At 62.8% G+C, this 16757-nt stretch carries 14 protein-coding genes and 2 pseudogenes; 9 read left to right on the top strand and 7 right to left on the bottom strand.

Annotation, left to right across the window (positions count from 1 at the left end; genetic code table 11):
• Window positions 1-181: 181 nt before the first annotated feature.
• Window positions 182-532: a DoxX family protein gene (locus BHE01S_RS20705; RefSeq protein ID WP_245639804.1), complete on the bottom strand. Its 351-nt coding sequence runs from the start codon at window positions 530-532 to the stop codon at window positions 182-184.
• A complete protein-coding gene (locus BHE01S_RS20700; RefSeq protein ID WP_042267226.1) occupies window positions 529-1452 on the bottom strand; it encodes an NAD-dependent epimerase/dehydratase family protein in 924 nt (307 codons plus the stop codon). The genes BHE01S_RS20705 and BHE01S_RS20700 overlap by 4 nt, the downstream gene beginning before the upstream one ends.
• 130 nt (window positions 1453-1582) lie before the next feature.
• Here BHE01S_RS20700 and BHE01S_RS20695 point away from each other — a divergent pair, with 130 nt between their 5' ends.
• Window positions 1583-2188, top strand: a complete 606-nt coding sequence (locus BHE01S_RS20695; RefSeq protein ID WP_042267225.1) for a TetR/AcrR family transcriptional regulator — start codon at window positions 1583-1585, stop codon at window positions 2186-2188.
• A gap of 134 nt (window positions 2189-2322) precedes the next feature.
• On the opposite strand, the gene BHE01S_RS20690 is transcribed toward BHE01S_RS20695, so the two are convergent.
• Window positions 2323-3264, bottom strand: a complete 942-nt coding sequence (locus BHE01S_RS20690) for an aromatic alcohol reductase (protein ID WP_042267224.1) — start codon at window positions 3262-3264, stop codon at window positions 2323-2325.
• A 250-nt stretch (window positions 3265-3514) separates the two neighbouring features.
• On the opposite strand from BHE01S_RS20690, the gene BHE01S_RS20685 reads away from it, so the two are divergent.
• The 6 genes and pseudogenes from BHE01S_RS20685 to BHE01S_RS39185 form a co-directional block, all read left to right on the top strand.
• A complete protein-coding gene (locus tag BHE01S_RS20685) occupies window positions 3515-4414 on the top strand; it encodes a LysR family transcriptional regulator (protein WP_042267222.1) in 900 nt (299 codons plus the stop codon).
• A gap of 99 nt (window positions 4415-4513) precedes the next feature.
• Window positions 4514-4876, top strand: a complete 363-nt coding sequence (locus tag BHE01S_RS20680) for a hypothetical protein (RefSeq protein WP_042267221.1) — start codon at window positions 4514-4516, stop codon at window positions 4874-4876.
• A gap of 93 nt (window positions 4877-4969) precedes the next feature.
• On the top strand, window positions 4970-6265 hold the full coding sequence (locus BHE01S_RS20675; protein ID WP_042267220.1) for a TolC family protein: 1296 nt from the start codon (window positions 4970-4972) through the stop codon (window positions 6263-6265).
• An 11-nt stretch (window positions 6266-6276) separates the two neighbouring features.
• Window positions 6277-7803: an efflux RND transporter periplasmic adaptor subunit gene (locus tag BHE01S_RS20670; protein WP_042267277.1), complete on the top strand. Its 1527-nt coding sequence runs from the start codon at window positions 6277-6279 to the stop codon at window positions 7801-7803.
• On the top strand, window positions 7800-11006 hold the full coding sequence (locus tag BHE01S_RS20665; protein WP_042267219.1) for an efflux RND transporter permease subunit: 3207 nt from the start codon (window positions 7800-7802) through the stop codon (window positions 11004-11006). The genes BHE01S_RS20670 and BHE01S_RS20665 overlap by 4 nt, the downstream gene beginning before the upstream one ends.
• 1 nt (window position 11007) lies before the next feature.
• A pseudogene (locus BHE01S_RS39185) lies at window positions 11008-11097 on the top strand (copper-binding protein); the annotation flags it as partial.
• 110 nt (window positions 11098-11207) lie between these two features.
• On the opposite strand, the gene BHE01S_RS20660 reads toward BHE01S_RS39185, so the two are convergent.
• Entirely contained in the window at window positions 11208-11972 is a 765-nt protein-coding gene (locus BHE01S_RS20660) for an SDR family NAD(P)-dependent oxidoreductase (RefSeq protein WP_042267217.1), read from the bottom strand.
• Between the two features lie 142 nt (window positions 11973-12114).
• Between BHE01S_RS20660 and BHE01S_RS20655 the strand changes: the two genes are divergently transcribed.
• Complete coding sequence (locus tag BHE01S_RS20655) at window positions 12115-13032, top strand: LysR family transcriptional regulator (protein ID WP_042267216.1); 918 nt, start codon at window positions 12115-12117, stop codon at window positions 13030-13032.
• 176 nt (window positions 13033-13208) lie between these two features.
• On the opposite strand, the gene BHE01S_RS20650 is transcribed toward BHE01S_RS20655, so the two are convergent.
• Together BHE01S_RS20650 and BHE01S_RS20645 are read right to left on the bottom strand one after the other, a co-directional pair.
• On the bottom strand, window positions 13209-13379 hold the full coding sequence (locus BHE01S_RS20650) for a hypothetical protein (protein ID WP_174479519.1): 171 nt from the start codon (window positions 13377-13379) through the stop codon (window positions 13209-13211).
• Between the two features lie 130 nt (window positions 13380-13509).
• Window positions 13510-14637: a sensor histidine kinase gene (locus BHE01S_RS20645; RefSeq protein ID WP_042267214.1), complete on the bottom strand. Its 1128-nt coding sequence runs from the start codon at window positions 14635-14637 to the stop codon at window positions 13510-13512.
• A 122-nt stretch (window positions 14638-14759) separates the two neighbouring features.
• On the opposite strand from BHE01S_RS20645, the pseudogene BHE01S_RS39570 reads away from it, so the two are divergent.
• Window positions 14760-15080: pseudogene (locus BHE01S_RS39570) on the top strand (response regulator); the annotation flags it as partial.
• Between the two features lie 228 nt (window positions 15081-15308).
• Here BHE01S_RS39570 and BHE01S_RS20635 read toward each other — a convergent pair.
• The gene (locus BHE01S_RS20635) at window positions 15309-16481 is read right to left on the bottom strand and encodes a DUF4382 domain-containing protein (RefSeq protein WP_042267275.1); all 1173 of its coding nucleotides are present in this window, start codon (window positions 16479-16481) and stop codon (window positions 15309-15311) included.
• Window positions 16482-16757 lie beyond the last annotated feature (276 nt).

Here is a 16757-nt window from a genome sequence, read left to right as displayed (position 1 = left end):
AGAAGGCGCCCCGGCCCATGATGTCGCCAGGTACGCCAATTATGCGTTTAACGAGAAGCTCATGCGCCCCCGATGAGTCGATCGTAACGATGTCGTCGCTCTCGACAACGGACCTTCGCCAAGGGCTGCGCGGGTCCCAGGCTTGGCGTCCCGGGCTCGCTCGCCTGACAGCGGCACGGTTTCAGCTGCGGGCCGCCACGGTAACCACAATGAGAGCCGAGAAGATCAGCGCCGGGGCGAGATGCCGGAACGGCTCCCGGTTCCGTAGCAAGGTGAAGAGCACGCCGGCCATGATCGCGCCGGCCAGCGTCAGGCCTAAGACCCGGGTTTGTTGCCCAGCAAGAAGTGCGGCACTGAACAGCTCCAGCGTGCCGCAGAGCAACGGAAACCATGCCGGGTAACCCCAGCGCGCGAAGTCGCGCTTCACCGCGCCGGGTCTTGCGAGATTGACCACCCCAGCCACCGCGAACAGAACCGTCAAGATCATCGCGAGGATCGATTCAAGAGACACACTGTTCCACGCCATCGTCATGCTCCGTTGCTTTGTTGATCGTGCTTTTGCGCTGCGAGGTCCGCAATCAGGCCGGGGCCGCGGGGTTCCCACGCAAGGACCCGGCGGGCATGCTGGCCGCTTACCGTCTGGTCGAGCGCCAGTGCGTCAGCAAATGGCCCAAGCGACTTGCGAGCGTCGTCGAGCGGCCATGATTCGACGCGGTCGGCGCCGGCCGATGCCCGAATCGCTTCGCCTATTTCGGCGACGGCAACGGCATCCTCCGCGACCACGTTGAAGATCTGTCCCGCAACTCGACCGTCACCGCTTGCCGCCTGCTCCACTGCGCTCAGGTATGCCGTCGCGAGATCGTCGACGTGAACGGCGGGCCAGTCATTGCGACCATTGCCGACGACCCTCACACTGCCGGTCTGACGGACCATGCTGGCAAGCATGCCGAAGATGCCGCCGCCGTAGCCATGCACCATTGCCGGCCTGAGAACCACTGCGGCAATCGAACGGCTCGCTGCCAGCGCCAGCACATGTTGCTCCACTGCGGGCCGCCAGGCGACGAGTGGTGTCGGGTTCAGCGCCGACGCTTCAGTCGCGGGCGCTCCCCCTGTATTGCCGTAGACCCAGGTCCCCGACGTATAGACGAACGCCGCGCCCGGATGCGAATGCGAAAGCATCGCCGCAGCCGCGGCCTCGTCGGCAGCACCGGCGCAAGCGTCGTTGGTCGACGCCATGTGCAGCACGCCATCAGCGGCACCGGCAGTCGCAGCGAAAGACTGTGGCTCGCGCAAGTCGCCGCCGTGCAGTTTCACGCCGAGACGTGCCAGGGTGCCCGCGGCCTCCGACCTGGTTTCGCGCACCAGCGCCGTCACCTGATGGCCGAGGCTGATTGCCTTGCGCGCGACCGCTTGCCCGATGTAGCCAGTACCACCTGTGATGAAAAGTTCCATAACGTTCTCCTCGACGGTTGCCTGCGAGGCGGATATGCCCCTCAAACGAGACCAGGTAGTCTCGTTTCGCCAAATCTAAACGAGACTGGTCAGTCTTGTCAACGGCTCGGCGATCTGCTATTTATCGGGCATGAACACGTCCTCGCTCCCCGAACTAAGCCCGCTGCAACGCCGGAAGCGGTCCGCCATCCTCGACGGCGCGAAAGCCGTTTTCTTGAGCCAGGGGTTCGGCCTGGCAACGATGGACGATGTCGCCGCGGCCGCCGGCGTCGGCAAACAGACGGTCTACCGCCACTTCAAGTCGAAGGAGGCGCTCTTCGTGGGTCTGGTGAGCTCGATGTGTGCCGAAGTGGGGGGATTTCTTGCCGGCGCTCAGGACGGGCAATCCGACGGATCACCCGAAGACGCGTTGCGCGCGCTGGGATGGGTATTGGCGCAAAGCCTTATCACGCCGGACAATCTGCGGCTTTACCGGGCCATCGTTGCTGAGGCCGAGCGTCTTCCGGAACTCGGCCAGGTGTTTTATGAAAATGGTGCGAAGGTCGTGCGTGCCTTCGCCGCGAAAATACTGGGAAAGCGGTTCGACGAATCGACTGCTGCGTTGCGGGCCGCCACATTCGTTCAGCTGGTTCTAGGCGACGCGTATCTGGAACTGTCGATTGGCTACACGGTGCCCGATGTTGAAGCGCGCTTTGCGCTGCAGATTGAGGAAGCGGTGGCGGCTGCGCTTCGCTAGGGCGCACCGCATAGGACATGGCGCCGTGCCAAGTCGGGCGTATTCGGTTCGGGACCGATTGCCCACACAACGCAATCCACGGCATGCCTCTGAGCGTTTCGAGTTGAAAGTTCAGGTTTAGCCGGTCTTCGTGATCACGGCGCGGGGAAAGCAGCGCGCAGGCGCGGCAGGTTATCGCGCACCCAGCCGTCGATCCCGCAGAGAGGGACACCCTTCTGGGCATTGAACGTCCGCGCCTTGTCCCATGCAACGCCTCGTCCTTGAGCGAACACCACGCGATATTTGCGCAACGTGTCGTCGGGCGCTTCGGCCAGCAGTCGCTTCAGTTCAGGCACAGTCCATACATGACGTTCGAGTCGTACACCAAGCGCACGCTCGAGCGTGTCGGCCACTTCGCGATACGTTACCGTATCCCCGGCAATGTGTAGCACCTGGTTCGAAACCCGTGGCTCGCCAAAGACGATCTCAGCCGTCATGACGCCTATGTCCTCGGCAGTCGTGACGGTCACCGCATTGTCGAGGCTGCCCAGCGCATTGACCGTATGCGTTGCGAGTTCGACGACGCCGAACGACGGCTCGAACAGAAAACTCGTGAACATGCCGGTGGAGACGATCACCCATTCGGTAAGCGTCTGCGCCCGAAGAAGGTCGCGCACGTCGAGCTGTTCGTCAAAAAGGTCCTGTGCGCTGCCCCTGCCTATGAGATCGTAGTCCACGCCGAACTGCCAGGGGAAAAATCGCTTGATTCCGGCCTCGAGTGCAGCCTGCGCGATTTTCAGCTGCACGCCCGGACCGCCGACGAACCCTGTGACGACCGTATCGAATCGACGGAAGGTGGTGGCGAGATCGGCGCACGATTGCCGGGTGAGGTCGCCCTCGACGAATTCGATACCGAGTTCGCGCAGCTCGCCCAACTCCTTGCGTTTTGCCGGATCGTCGGACCCCATCGCCGATGGCCGAAGCAGGACCGCGATGGATACGCCGGATGCGTGCCTCGCATGTCGTGCCAGATTGCGCAGCACCGCCATGCCGAGTTCTCCCGCGCCCAAAACCAATATTGCTTCGTTGTTCAACATGCGCACCCTCCGTTCGGGACAAAAATGACAAAACGGGCTCGCTCCGGGCGGATATCGCCGAAAGCCGAAGCGGTCCCAACGGTTCGCAGTGTAGGTGCGCAAACGCTGCACATTGTTCGCGGTGTCTGAATACACAACGCGTGAGGGACAAACCGTACGGCGTGCCTGCGCGGCCAAACTGGACGCCCCATGCCATCGGGTTGGTAACATGGCACTCCCGAGCCAATCACGCGGGTTACACGCACAACTCATGGACAAACTTCAAGCGATGACAACGTTCGTGCGGGTCGTCGAGGCGCGAAGCTTCAGTAAGGCCGCGGAGACCTTGTCGATGCCCCGTTCGTCCGTGACCACGATGATCAAGAACCTGGAGGCATATCTCGGCACGCCGCTGCTCAGGAGAAGCACGCGAAGCCTTAGCCTTACCGAGGCGGGCGTGCGCTATTTGGCATCCTGCCAGGCCATTCTCGCGGATATCGATAGCGCGGAGAGCGACGTGTCCGTGCGGACCAATGCGCCGCGCGGACGGATTCGCGTTGATATGCCCGGCGTGATCGGCCGGTCGATCATCGTACCGAGGTTGCGCGAATTCGAGGCTCAGTATCCTGACATCGAACTGGTGCTCGGTCTCAGCGATCGTCCATCGGACCTTATCTACGAAGGTATCGATTGCGCGATTCGCACCGGGGTGCTCGCAGATTCGGCGCTGGTAGCCCGCCGGCTCGGGCAGCTCAACTGGCTGACCTGTGCATCGCCCCGATATCTCAGGCAATACGGCGAGCCGGAGTCGATTGCCGCGCTCGCCAATCACCGGACCATCAATTACCTGTCGAACGCGACCGGCCGACCGCTCGACTGGCGCTTTCGCGTGAACGGCGAAAATCTGGAGATGCCGATGCGCAGCCGGTTCGCTGTCAACGAAACGGAGGCGTATTTGCAGTGCGGTCTGGAGGGGCTCGGCTTGATTCAGCTTTCCGAGTTTGCGGCTTCGGTTTATCTTCGAAGCGGCCGCCTCAAGGAGGTGCTCTCCAGTGCGAGATGCGCGCCCGTGCCGATTTCCATCGTCTATCCTCAGGCACGCGCCACTGTCGCAATCAGAACGTTCGTTGACTGGGTCGTCGCGATCGTCAGGTCGGATCTACCGCAGTAAACGGCCGCTGGCGATCCGGACGCTGTATGGCGAATAGTCACCGCTAGCGGACAAAATGAAACGCAAACACGATAGAATCGGCTGCCTGCAATCGCTGCCATGAAAATTCTCCGGACCATTCTCGTCTTGATGCTGTGCGCGATGCTGCCCCTGAGCGGGCTGGCAGCCACCGGCATGGCGGGCGAATGTCCGATGCAGCAGTCGATGCCGATGCACGACGACGGCTCCGTGTCCGCCGAAATGCCGGGATGCGAGACGATGAAGCCGTCGTCGGCGAGCAAGGCCAAGGACGGCTTCTGCAAGGGTGCGGCACAGTGTCAGTTCGCCAGCATCTACTACCCTCCCGCGCAGGCGACCGTCAGCCATCCCATGACTGTCACCCGTCAGGTCGTTTTCCACTACGCCGAGTCGTTTGCCGGTCACGTGCCGGACGGCCTCTGGCGGCCTCCCCAAGCCATCTAACCCTCGTTTGACTGGTTCGCCGCGTGAGCGGCGAGGTCGTCCTGTGTCCAGGACGTGAAGTCCCGTTTGGGGCTCCATCGTTGGGGTTAGAACATGTTTTTGACGATTGGCACGCCGCCATGCCGGCGTGCATCCCTGCGCGCGCGCCCGATTTGCGCCGCGCTGATATGGCTTGCTTCTGCCGCGCATGCGCAGCAAGCGCCCCTCACGCTCGAAGCGGCGTTGCAGGCGGCAACCGACCACTCTGCGGCCATGCAGGCCGCGCAGGCGTCCGTACACGCGAGCTCCGAAGCCGCGGTCCGGGCGGGGCAATTGCCGGACCCGGTGCTCGCGGCCGGCGTCGACAACCTGCCGATAAATGGCGCGCAGCGCTTCACCATCGGCCAGGACTTCATGACGATGCGGCGTATCGGCATCGAGCAGGAGTGGGTCTCGCGGGAAAAGCGGCGCCTTCGTTCCGACCTCGCCAGCGAGGTGGTGAAGCGCGAGCAGGCCGGCTATCTCGCACAACTCGCGAATGTGCGGCAGCAGACCGCCACTGCCTGGCTTGACGCCGTCTATGCCAGGCGGGCCCTGACGCTCCAGCAGGCGTTGCTGGATCACATGACTCACGAACTCGCCGCGACAAAGGCCGCATACCGGGGAGCGAGGGCGACGGCTGCCGACGTCGTACAAGCCGAGGCAACGCGGGCCCAGACGCAGGACCAGGTGCTCAAGGCGCAGCAAACGTATCAGACCGCGCTCATTGGTCTCTCGCGCTGGACCGCGACGCCTGCGACCGATGTGACGGGCGAGCCGCCCGCGCCCGAGTCCTATGTCTCTTCCTTGCCACCCGATGAACTCCGGCTGGTGCAGCCGATACTCGTCGCAGCGGCCGATGACATCGCCGTCGCCGATGCCAGCACGGCTGTCGCCAGCAGCGAGCGCCGCCCCAACTGGACCTGGGAAGTCTCGTACCAGCAACGCGGCGGAGCGTATTCGAACATGGTGTCGGTCGGGGTGCGCATTCCTTTGCCCATTAACCGGAGGGACCGCGAGGACCGTGATGTATCGGAGAAGGCCGAACTCGCGACCAAGGCCCATCTGATGTACGAAGACGCGCTCCGGCAGGTGCAAGCCGATATTCGCACCGCGTCGGCAACGCTCGCCAGCGGTCGCGAACGCATCGCGAATCTCACCCGGTCCCTGTTGCCGGCCGCCGACCAGCGCGTCGAACTCGCCGTCGCCGCTTACCAGGCGGGGACCGGTTCGCTAGCCGATACGTTTGCGGCCCGCCGGGCGCAACTGGATGCGCAGATCCAGGTTCTCGACCTCAAGCGTGAGGTTTCGCAGACGTGGGCCCAACTGGAATACCAGGTTGTGCCAACGACGATGGCCGCTGCCGAATGAAGGAGCAAACCATGACTCAAAAACCTTTGGCACGCGCGATCCTGGCGGTCTTTGCCGCTGCAGCGCTTCTCGGCGCCGGGTATTTCGCCGGCTCGCGGCACGCGCCGGCAACGGGCGCAAACACGGCCGCCGCGTTGGGTTCCGGCAATCTGACTGACCCGAAAACCGGCAGGAAAGTGCTCTACTGGCACGACCCGATGGTGCCGAACCAGCGCTTCGACAAGCCCGGCAAGTCGCCTTTCATGGACATGCAACTCGAGCCTGTCTATGCGGACGAAGGCGGTGGTTCGCCCGGTATCGCAATCAACCCGGGCCTTCAGCAGAACCTGGGTATCCGCTACGCTACCGTGCGGCGTGAGGAAACGGCGGAAGGCTTCGATGCCGTCGGCACCACGCAATTCGACGAGTCACAGGCCGATGTCGTGCAGTCGCGCGTGACGGGCTACATCGACCGCCTGTACGCAAGCGCACCGATGCAACGGATTGCGAAAGGCGCACCGATTGCTTCGCTCTTCGTTCCCGACTGGCTCGCCCCGCAGGAGGAATACCTCGCGCTCAAGCGCGGCGAGATGGACAACAGTTTGCTGGAAGCGTCGCGCACGCGCATGCGCGCGCTGTCGATTCCGGATGCCGTCATTGCCGGCCTCGACCGGACGGGCAAGGTACAAACGCACATCGTCCTCGCCTCACCGGAGACAGGGGTCGTGACCGAACTGAACGTGCGCGATGGCGCGCAGGTCGCGCCCGGCCAGACGCTTGCGAAGGTCGCAGGTCTATCGAGGCTTTGGCTTATCGTCGAGATTCCCGAGCACCTGGCGTTGAGCGTGCAGCCCGGCATGCGCGTCGACGCGACGTTCAGCGGCGACCCTACGCAGCACTTCAAGGGGCTGATTCGCGAAATCCTGCCCGGCATCAGCACGTCGAGCCGCACACTGCAGGCGAGGCTCGAAATCGATAACGCCGCATTGAGGCTCACGCCCGGCATGCTGATGCGGGTGCGCGTCGATGCGCAAAAACCTGTCTCGCGGCTGCTCGTGCCGTCCGAAGCCGTCATCACGACCGGCAAACGCTCGGTCGTGATCGTCAAAAACGCGGACGGCCGCCTGCAACCTGCAGACGTCACGGTCGGCAACGACGTCGGTAGCGAGACCGAAGTCATCCGTGGCTTGAGCGATGGTGAGACGGTCGTCGCATCTGGCCAGTTCCTGATCGACTCGGAAGCCAGCCTGAAATCGGTCCTGCCGAGACTCGAAGGCGCTGCGGGCGCGAGTGCTGCCATTCCCGCATCCACGCCGGGCGCTGACCCGCAGACTTACGAGACCACCGGCAAGGTAGAAAAGGTGACGGCTGCCGACATCACCTTCTCGCATCAACCGGTGCCGGCACTGGGCTGGGGTGCGATGACGATGTCGTTCGACAAGCCGTCGTCCGGCGCATTTCCCGACATCAAGCCCGGCCAGACAGTCCACTTCGTCTTCAGGCAATCGGACGACGGCTACCAGCTGACGAAAGTCGAACCCGTGGGAGGCGCCAAATGATTGCGCGACTCATACGCTGGTCCATCCATAACCGCTTCCTGGTATTGCTGGCGACAGTGCTTGTCGCGGGTTGGGGCGTCTACTCGCTCAAGGAGACACCACTCGACGCGTTGCCGGACCTGTCCGATACGCAGGTCATCATCAAGGCGTCGTATCCGGGTCAGGCTCCCCAGGTCGTCGAGGACCAGGTGACGTACCCGCTCACGACGACATTGCTGGGCGTCCCAGGGGCAAAGACCATCCGGGCGTACTCGTCGTTTGGGGACGCGTTTGTCTATGTGCTGTTCGATGACAAGACCGACCCGTACTGGGCCCGCTCGCGCGTCCTTGAATATCTGAACCAGGTCCAGAGTCGCCTTCCACAAGGTGCGACGGTGTCACTCGGTCCCGACGCGACGGGAGTGGGCTGGGTCTATGAATACGCGCTCGTCGACCGCACGGGACAGCACGACCTGGGGGAACTGCGCGCACTCAACGACTGGTTCCTGAAATTCGAGCTCAAGTCCGTGCCGGACGTGTCGGAAGTGGCAAGCATTGGCGGGATGGTGCGCCAGTATCAGGTCGTGCTCGACCCGGACAAGCTGCGTGCATACGGCATCACCCAGGCCATCGTAGCGGATGCCCTTGGCAAGGCGAACCAGGAGTCCGGCGGCTCAGTGGTCGAACTGGCGGAATCGGAGTACATGGTCCGCTCGTCGGGCTACCTGCGTTCGCTCGATGATTTTCGCAATGTCGTCCTTCGCACCAATGACGCCGGTACGCCTGTTCTGCTGGGCGACGTCGCCCGCATCCAGATCGGACCGGAGATGCGCCGGGGAATTGCCGAGCTGAACGGAGAGGGCGAAGTCGCGGGCGGTGTCATCGTCATGCGTTCAGGCAAAAACGCGCTGACGACCATCGACGCGGTCAAGGCAAAGCTCGCCGACCTGAAGCGGGCGCTGCCTGCGGGTGTCGAGGTCGTCACGACATACGACCGTTCCCGGCTCATCGAGCGCGCGGTGGACAACCTGAAGGACAAGCTCATCGAAGAGTTCATCATCGTCGGGCTGGTCTGTGCCGTGTTCCTGTTTCACCTGCGCAGCGCATTCGTGGCCATCCTGTCACTGCCGCTCGGCGTGCTGGCCGCCTTCATCGTCATGCGCTATCAGGGTGTGAATGCGAATCTGATGTCGCTCGGCGGTATCGCCATTGCCATCGGCGCGATGATCGATGCGGCCATCGTGATGATAGAGAACGCCCACAAGCATCTCGAAGCGTACGAACACGAACATCCCGGCAGGCCCATGACGACGGCGCAGCGTTGGGAACACATCGCGACGTCGGCGGCGGAAGTGGGACCGGCACTGTTCTTCTCGCTGCTCATCATCACGCTGTCGTTCATCCCTGTATTTTCGCTGGAGGGGCAGGAAGGCAAGCTCTTCTCTCCGCTCGCCTTCACGAAGACTTACACCATTGCAGCGGCTGCCGGCCTGTCGGTCACGCTGGTGCCGGTACTGATGGGGTATCTGATTCGCGGACGCATCCCGCATGAGCGTGCAAACCCCATCAATCGCGTGCTCATTCGCCTGTACCGGCCGGTGCTCGAAGCCGCACTGCGCCGCCCGTGGGTCGCCATTGGGCTGGCTGGGGTCGCGCTCCTGCTGACTGCCATTCCGCTCTCGCGCCTCGGCGGCGAGTTCATGCCGCCGCTCGACGAGGGCGACTTGCTATACATGCCGACGGCGCTTCCCGGCATTTCGGCAGACAAGGCGTCCGAGCTTTTGCAGCAGACCGACCGGCTCATCAAGACCGTGCCCGAAGTTGCGACCGTGTTCGGCAAGTCGGGCCGCGCCGACACGGCGACCGACCCGGCTCCGCTCGAGATGTTCGAAACCACCATCCAGTTCAAGCCGCGCAGCCAGTGGCGTCCTGGTATGACGCCCGAGAAGCTGGTCGACGAGCTCGACAAGACCGTGAAGGTGCCGGGATTGTCGAACGTCTGGGTGCCGCCTATCCGCAACCGTCTGGACATGCTGTCCACGGGCATCAAAACGCCGGTCGGCGTGAAGATTTCCGGGCCTGACCTGAATGAGATCGACAAGGTGGCCGGGCAGGTCGAGGCGGCGGTGAAGGGTGTTCCGGGCGTCACCTCGGCACTTGCAGAGCGGCTGAATGGCGGGCGATACATCGACGTCGACATCAACCGGCAGGCAGCGGCGCGTTATGGCCTTTCCGTCGGGGATGTCCAGTCTGTGGTTTCCACGGCCGTGGGCGGCGACAACGTCGGCGAAGTCATTGCAGGGCGCGAGCGCTTTCCCATCAACATCCGCTATCCGCGCGAAGTCCGCGATTCGCTCGAAAAGCTGCGACAGCTTCCCGTGTTGACCGACCGAGGGGGACAAATCCAGCTTGGCGACGTGGCGGATATCCGGATCTCCGATGGACCGCCGATGATTCGAAGCGAAAACGCACGGCTTTCGGGCTACGTCTACGTCGATATCCGGAACGTGGACCTGGAATCGGCGGTGAAGGCGATGCAACACGCCGTCGCCGCGAAGGTGCAGCTGCCGCCCGGATATTCCATTGCGTGGTCAGGGCAGTTCGAGTATCTCGAACGTGCAGCGGCGAAGCTGCGCACGGTCATTCCTGTGACGCTCGTCATCATCTTCGTGCTGCTGTTTATGACCTTTCACTCGGTTGCCGATGCGTTGCTGCTCATGTCGACGGTGCCGTTCGCGCTTGTCGGAGGGTTCTGGCTCATCTGGATACTGGGCCATGCGGTGTCCGTCGCAACGTCGGTCGGTTTCATCGCGCTCGCGGGGGTTGCCGCCGAGTTCGGCGTCGTCATGCTGCTGTACCTGCAGGGCGCACTCAAGCGGCGGCTCGAGCCGGGCGAGCCAATGACCGAGGCCATGCTGCTCGACGCAATCCGCGAAGGTGCGGTCTTGCGCGTGCGGCCGAAGGCCATGACGGTGGCGGTGGTTCTTGCCGGCCTGATTCCTGTCATGGTCGGGCAGGGTGCCGGCTCGGAGGTGATGCAGCGAATCGCCGCGCCAATGGTTGGAGGCATGGTCACGGCACCCATCCTCTCAATGTTGGTCATTCCCGCAGCATGGTTCCTCCTGCAGCGTCGCCGAGTGAGGCGACGCGACGAGGTTGGCTTTACCCACGCAAAACCCTCGGGCACAAAAATGCCTTCTACCCAAACCACGGAAACGCAATGAAAAACAGATTCACGAAGGCGACAAGGTCAAGGTGCGAGTCGAAAACGTCAACGGCACGCTGACCATCGTGAAGCTGGAAAAACAGCCGTAGGGAGGCTGCCCGCTTCCATTTGTCTATCTCGCGCGAACGTGAGCGTCAGAAGCTCCAGAAGAGGGGACGATGGCGCCGCGTCCACCGTCCCCCACGCGGCCTGGTCACGCTCAGATCTGCTGCTGGCCGCCATCCACAAACAACTCGATGCCGTTCACGAAGCTCGCATCGTCCGAGGCGAGGAACAGCGCGGCGCTTGCGATTTCGTTTGGCTCGCCCAGACGTCCCATCGGGATCTGCGCGGCCAGATAGTCGGCGAGACCCTGGCGCTGGGCGGCATCGTCGCCGGCAAGGTCGAGCAGGCCGGGTGTGCGGGTCGCGCCCGGGCTGATCGTGTTCACGCGGATCTGGCGCTCCTTGAGGTCGAGAATCCAGTTGCGTGCGAACGAGCGCACCGCGGCCTTCGAAGCCGAGTACACGCTGAACGCCGCCGTGCCCGCGCTGCCGGCCGTCGACCCCGTGAGAATCACCGATGCGCCCCTGGCCAGTAGCGGCAGTGCCTTTTGCACCGTGAACAGCACGCCCTTCACGTTGCGGTTGAAGGTGTCGTCGAAGTGCTCTTCGGTGATGTTGCCGAACGGCAGCATCGAACCGCCGCCTGCGTTAGCGAACAGCACGTCCAGACGGCCCTGTTCTTCCTGGATCTGCGCATACAGCGCGTCGAGTTCGTTCAGCTTCGTGGAGTCGACGCGCACGCCGGTCGCCTGGCCGCCCGCTTCGTGGATGCTCTTTACGGCCGCATCGAGTTCGGCCTGACGGCGGCCCGTGAGATAGACGTGCGCGCCTTCGGCGGCGAAACGCCGGGCGGCGGCGAGGCCGATGCCGCTGGTTGCGCCGGTGACGAGTGCGATCTTGTTGTCGAGTTTGCGTGCCATGGTGATGCTCCTTTTGTTTCGTTCAGTGGATGTTTGCACCTGGTGTTGCGTGCTGCGATGTGAGAAGAATATCGACGGGCCAGTCTTTTCAAAATAGAATTGATTGCAACCTAACGTTGCAGAAATGAAAAGATGAGGGGAAATGGCGAAGCTGCCTGATTTCGAGGGACTCGCGATGTTCGCGAAGGTCGCCGAGGAAGGATCGTTCGCGGCGGCGGCGCGCGCGATGGGCGTGTCGGTGGCGACGGTCTCGCGCGGCGTGGCCCGCCTGGAGGACCGGCTGGGCGCGCGGCTTTTCAACCGCACGTCGCGGCAACTGGCGCTGACCGAGTTCGGCCGCACGATCTGCGAGAAGGCCGGCGAGATCTACCGGCAGGCCGAAGCGGCGGAAAGCGCGGCGCGCGAAATGTCGGTGCAGCCGCGCGGGCTGGTGCGCCTCGCGGTGCCGATGTCGTTCGGCTTGCGCTGGGTCGCGCCGCTGCTGCCGGGCTTTTTTCGCGCGTATCCGGAAGTGTCGATCGACCTGCATCTATCGGATGCGTCGGTCGATCTGGTCGCCGATGGGTTCGACGCCGCGCTGCGTATCGCCGCGCTACCGGATTCATCTCTGGTCGCGCGGCGGCTGTGCGCGGTGACGCAATACGTGGTGGCGTCGCCGGAGTATCTGGCGCGCGAAGGGCGGCCCGCGCATCCGCGCGAGCTGGTGGACCGCCCGTGTCTCTCGTACGCGTATCGCGCGCGTAGCGATGTCTGGCGCTTCACGAACGGCGCGGGCGAGGAAGAGCCGGTCATGCCGACCGGCCCGCTGCGCGTGACGAATTCCGATGCGCTGTTGCCCACGCTGCTGGCGGGTCTCGCGATCGCGGAACTGCCGGAATTCATCGCGGGGGAATATCTCGCCGATGGCCGTCTTGAAGCGATCCTCACCGACTGGTCGCTGACGAAAGGCGGGCTTTACTTCGTCACGCCGTCGGCGCGCGCGCGACCCGCGAAGGTGGCGGCGCTGTCCGATTACTTCGCCGCGCGTCTCAGCGATCCGGCCTGGCGAATGCCGAAGTGACGTTCGCGGTAGTTGGCAAAACGAAGTACTTCATTGCACTTACGCAATGGCAAGTTTCAGGCAGTTCTAATTCGGAGACATTGTCGGATCGCTATTTTCCTTCCCATCAGCTGCGCGACGTCGCTGCGGATCGCGGCCGATGCGATGTTTATCGCGAGAGATCTCATTGATTCACATTATGCTTTCCGGCGGCGTTGCTCACCTTGAGACAGGCGCCAACGGACCCGATCGTCCGCCCCCGGGCCTTCCTTGATGGCCAGATCCGCCGCGTCGATTTGCTCACCCGTCTCCTGATCGAAAAAGCCCAGCCGTACCTCGGCTCCCGTCTTTCCATTCACGAACTTCATTTCACCATGACTCGTCCCGACCTCTGGGCGCAGCATGTGGGCGAATTCATGCAGTGGCTGGGCGATTCGCCCTCACAGGCGGGCACCAGCACCCGGTCGCCTGGAAAGCGCGCACCTCAAGTCGAATTGGTCAGGGCGAGATCAGAAAACGGGGCACCTGCAGCGTGAAAATCGTCCCGTTTTCCGTCGATTCGGCCCGAATGGTTCCCTTGTGGGCGACTGCGATGCTCCGGCAGATATAAAGACCGAGGCCCATGCCGGAAGTCGTGCCTTGTCGTCCTTGCGTGCGGGTCGCGCGTGTCAATGGGTCGAAGAGCGTCGGCAACAACTGCGCCGGTATGGGTCTACCTGTATTCGAAACGGCGACGGTCACCCGATCTGCGAACCCGGTGGCTCTCACGCATATCTTCCCCGATCCATGCTGAACCGCGTTCGAAATCAGGTTGACCAGCAACTGGCTGATCCGGCCGGCGTCCCAATTGCCATCGAGTTCGCCCGTCAGTTGCACCACGATCTGTGCGTCCGGAAACGCAGCACGGACTTCATCGGCTGCGTCCTGGCAGATGTGCCCCATATCCTGGGGCGTGGGCTCGAGGGGGAGTGTGTCGCCCAGGCGGGCGCGGGTGAAGAGGAAGAGATCGTCGATCATTCGCTTCATGCGTCCGGCACCGTGCTGCACGTGCGCGATCGCCTTAACGCTGAGCGGCGAGAGACCGTTGTCGCGCAGAAGGATCTCCACCGAATTCAGGATTGCGCCGAGCGGCGAGCGCAAATCGTGTGCGAGCACACCGCCAAACAGGTCGCGGATGCGCTCGGTTCGTTGCGCATACTGCCGAACCGATTCCGCGAGCATCTGGTCAATCGCCTCGTTAAAGCGAACCATCTCCTGGAATGACGAGGCATCGAGCTGCGATGCTCCTTGCCACCTGCGCAGGACGCTGGCGCGCATCGCGCGGTATTCCGCCACCACCTCGTTAATTCCGAAGCCCTGAGCGAGACGATCGTCGGCATGCCTGTGCGCTGTTTCGTTGAATCCGGACTCTGAAGGAGGCCGGTCGCCGAGCGATTTGGCTGTCTGCTGCGCCGCAGTCTGCGTTTCGCGCATATCGGCCGCAATGCGAACGAGGAGGTCACGGACCGAGTTACGCAACTGGTCTACGTTCAGAGCGCTTCCTTCCGCGCTGAGCCTGCGGGCATACGCCGTCCAGTCATCGATCAGCTCGGTCAGGTTTGCTTCAATGAAGTCCGACAGGGTCATGGGTTCCTCCCGCCCGCGATGCGGGCCGTACACGCAGTTTTTATTGTTGTAGCCGCGCTTGCGTTGTAGCTGGAACAGCCGATGCGCACAAACTTCAGACGAACTGGGCCGTATTGCCGAAAATGCCGCTATCCCTCGGCACCGCACGCTGGACTATGCGAAGCTTGCGCGCGCCAACCCGGTCACGCCGCCGGCTGCTTGTCGTGGACGATCACCTCGACGGAGCCGAATCCGCCACCATGCTGCTTTCTCTTGCGGGGTACGATGCCCGGTTCGTGTTCACTGGCTCGGCGGCGTTCGTTGCCTTGCACGAATGGACACCTGAGATAGTGATTCTGGATATCAACATGCACGGCATGGACGGATTCGTCGTTGCGCGGCAGCTGCGTCACGACTACCGGACGCAGGATCTCCTCATTGTAGCTTTTACCGCGCAGGACGAGGCTGCCACGCGGCGAGTCTTCTCAGCAGTTGCCTTTCCTGGCTTGCCCCGGCGGACAGAACCCATTGCCTGGACCGCCTTGCGGCGGTGCGGCTACGCCTGGCTCTCCCGGCACGTATACGGCACAGCTAGCCAGCGTACCGGAAGCAATTGCCAAAGCGATGATGATTCTTTTCATGATCGTCCCCCGAAGAGAAGGGGCGATCGCCCCTTCGTCATCTTGCAGTACTCAGAAAGTGAAGTTCACGTTGGTTAGACTTCCACCCGTGATGTTGACGGCGGTCGATTGCGTAGCGCCGGAGGCCGCGTCCGCTTCGACTGTGTACTGGCCGGCCGCCGCCGCTGTGGTCAGGCTCACAGGCAATGTGCCGTTATAGACGCCGGTCATCGGCGCCGCCACGGGCAGGCTCGTTGTATACGCACCTGTATCCAGATTTGCGTTCGCCGATGCAATCTCGTACACACCTGCCGATGTCGTCTGAAGCGCACGCAAACTCGCGTCCGCCGATGCCGTGACGGTGCCGCTCACGGTATTCATTGCCGAGGCGGCAAGCGCAATCGGTTGGTTTGCCGTTGACACGTGGGTCGTCGCGCCTACGACAACGGGAACGGAAGCAATGATCCCCGTGGCCTCGTTGGGTTGCACGATCACGATGTCGTAGTTGCCGTTGGTCGAGCTCTGCACCAGTGTCGAAAACACGAAGTGGCCCGTGCTGTCCGCCACTGTGCCACTCACGACCTTGCCGTTCTGTTCGGCATACACCGTGGCGCCGGCCTCAGCCGTTGCGACATAGCCGTCAATCAGGCCGGTGACGGTGGTCGGCGTCGCTGTAATCACGGGCTTCAGGGCGTACGAGCCGTTGCCCTTCTGAACAACCGACTTGCAGGCATTGAAGTCGAGCACGAGATCGACCGTTGCATTCGCGGGCACGTCAAACGGACGAATGATCTTGAGGCCGCTTTGGGTTGCGCTGGGCGTGGCGAGTGGCTGCTCGCTGGTCGTTCCCGACACCACGACCGAATTGGCCACCGTGTTCCCCTGGTTCTGGGCAAGGACGAGCCGCACCTGCTGATATCGGCCCGCGGTCAGCGTAGCCTGACCGAGGGTTGCCATCGTGCCGTTCGTCAGCGAAAGGAGATCGATCTTCTGCGGGGACGCGAGCGTGATGTTGGTCCACCCGCTGTCGTTGTCGCCGGCGCTCGAACTGGCGTTAATGCCCACCTGGCTTACTGTTACGTAGACGTGGTCGAAGCCGCACGAGGGCGCGTCGGTCATCTGGACGTTTATGGTGCCGGTTGGGGTACTTCCACTATTGTTGCTGCTCCCTCCTCCTCCACCGCAGGCTGCGAGGGCGGCCGACGCAAAAATAGCGGCGATTAGTGCTTTATGCATGCCCTTCATTTCGAGCACCTTTTGTTTTGTCCCTGGTGCGCGAAGCATAACCTCGATTGGCTGCAAGTTATCTTGCGACATTGAAACAATTGGTAATCTTCTACTCCGCCATTGAAAGCCTCGTGGCGCCAAGGTTCAGGAGCGGCCGTTACGGGGAGACGAATGGCCGTCTGGATGTCCGGGTTATGGCATAAGCCAGCGGCCAAGGATGGCAGCGGATTCAACCGGTCGATGCAACACCTGGAATCTTCGCAAGCGCGCTCGCGCTACCTGCACCTAACGCCA

The sequence above is a fragment of the Paraburkholderia heleia NBRC 101817 genome, from assembly GCF_000739775.1.
GTDB classification, from domain to species: Bacteria; Pseudomonadota; Gammaproteobacteria; order Burkholderiales; family Burkholderiaceae; genus Paraburkholderia; species Paraburkholderia heleia.
The sequence above is the reverse complement of the archived record's forward strand: the minus strand, read 5'-3'. Positions and strand labels throughout refer to the sequence as shown.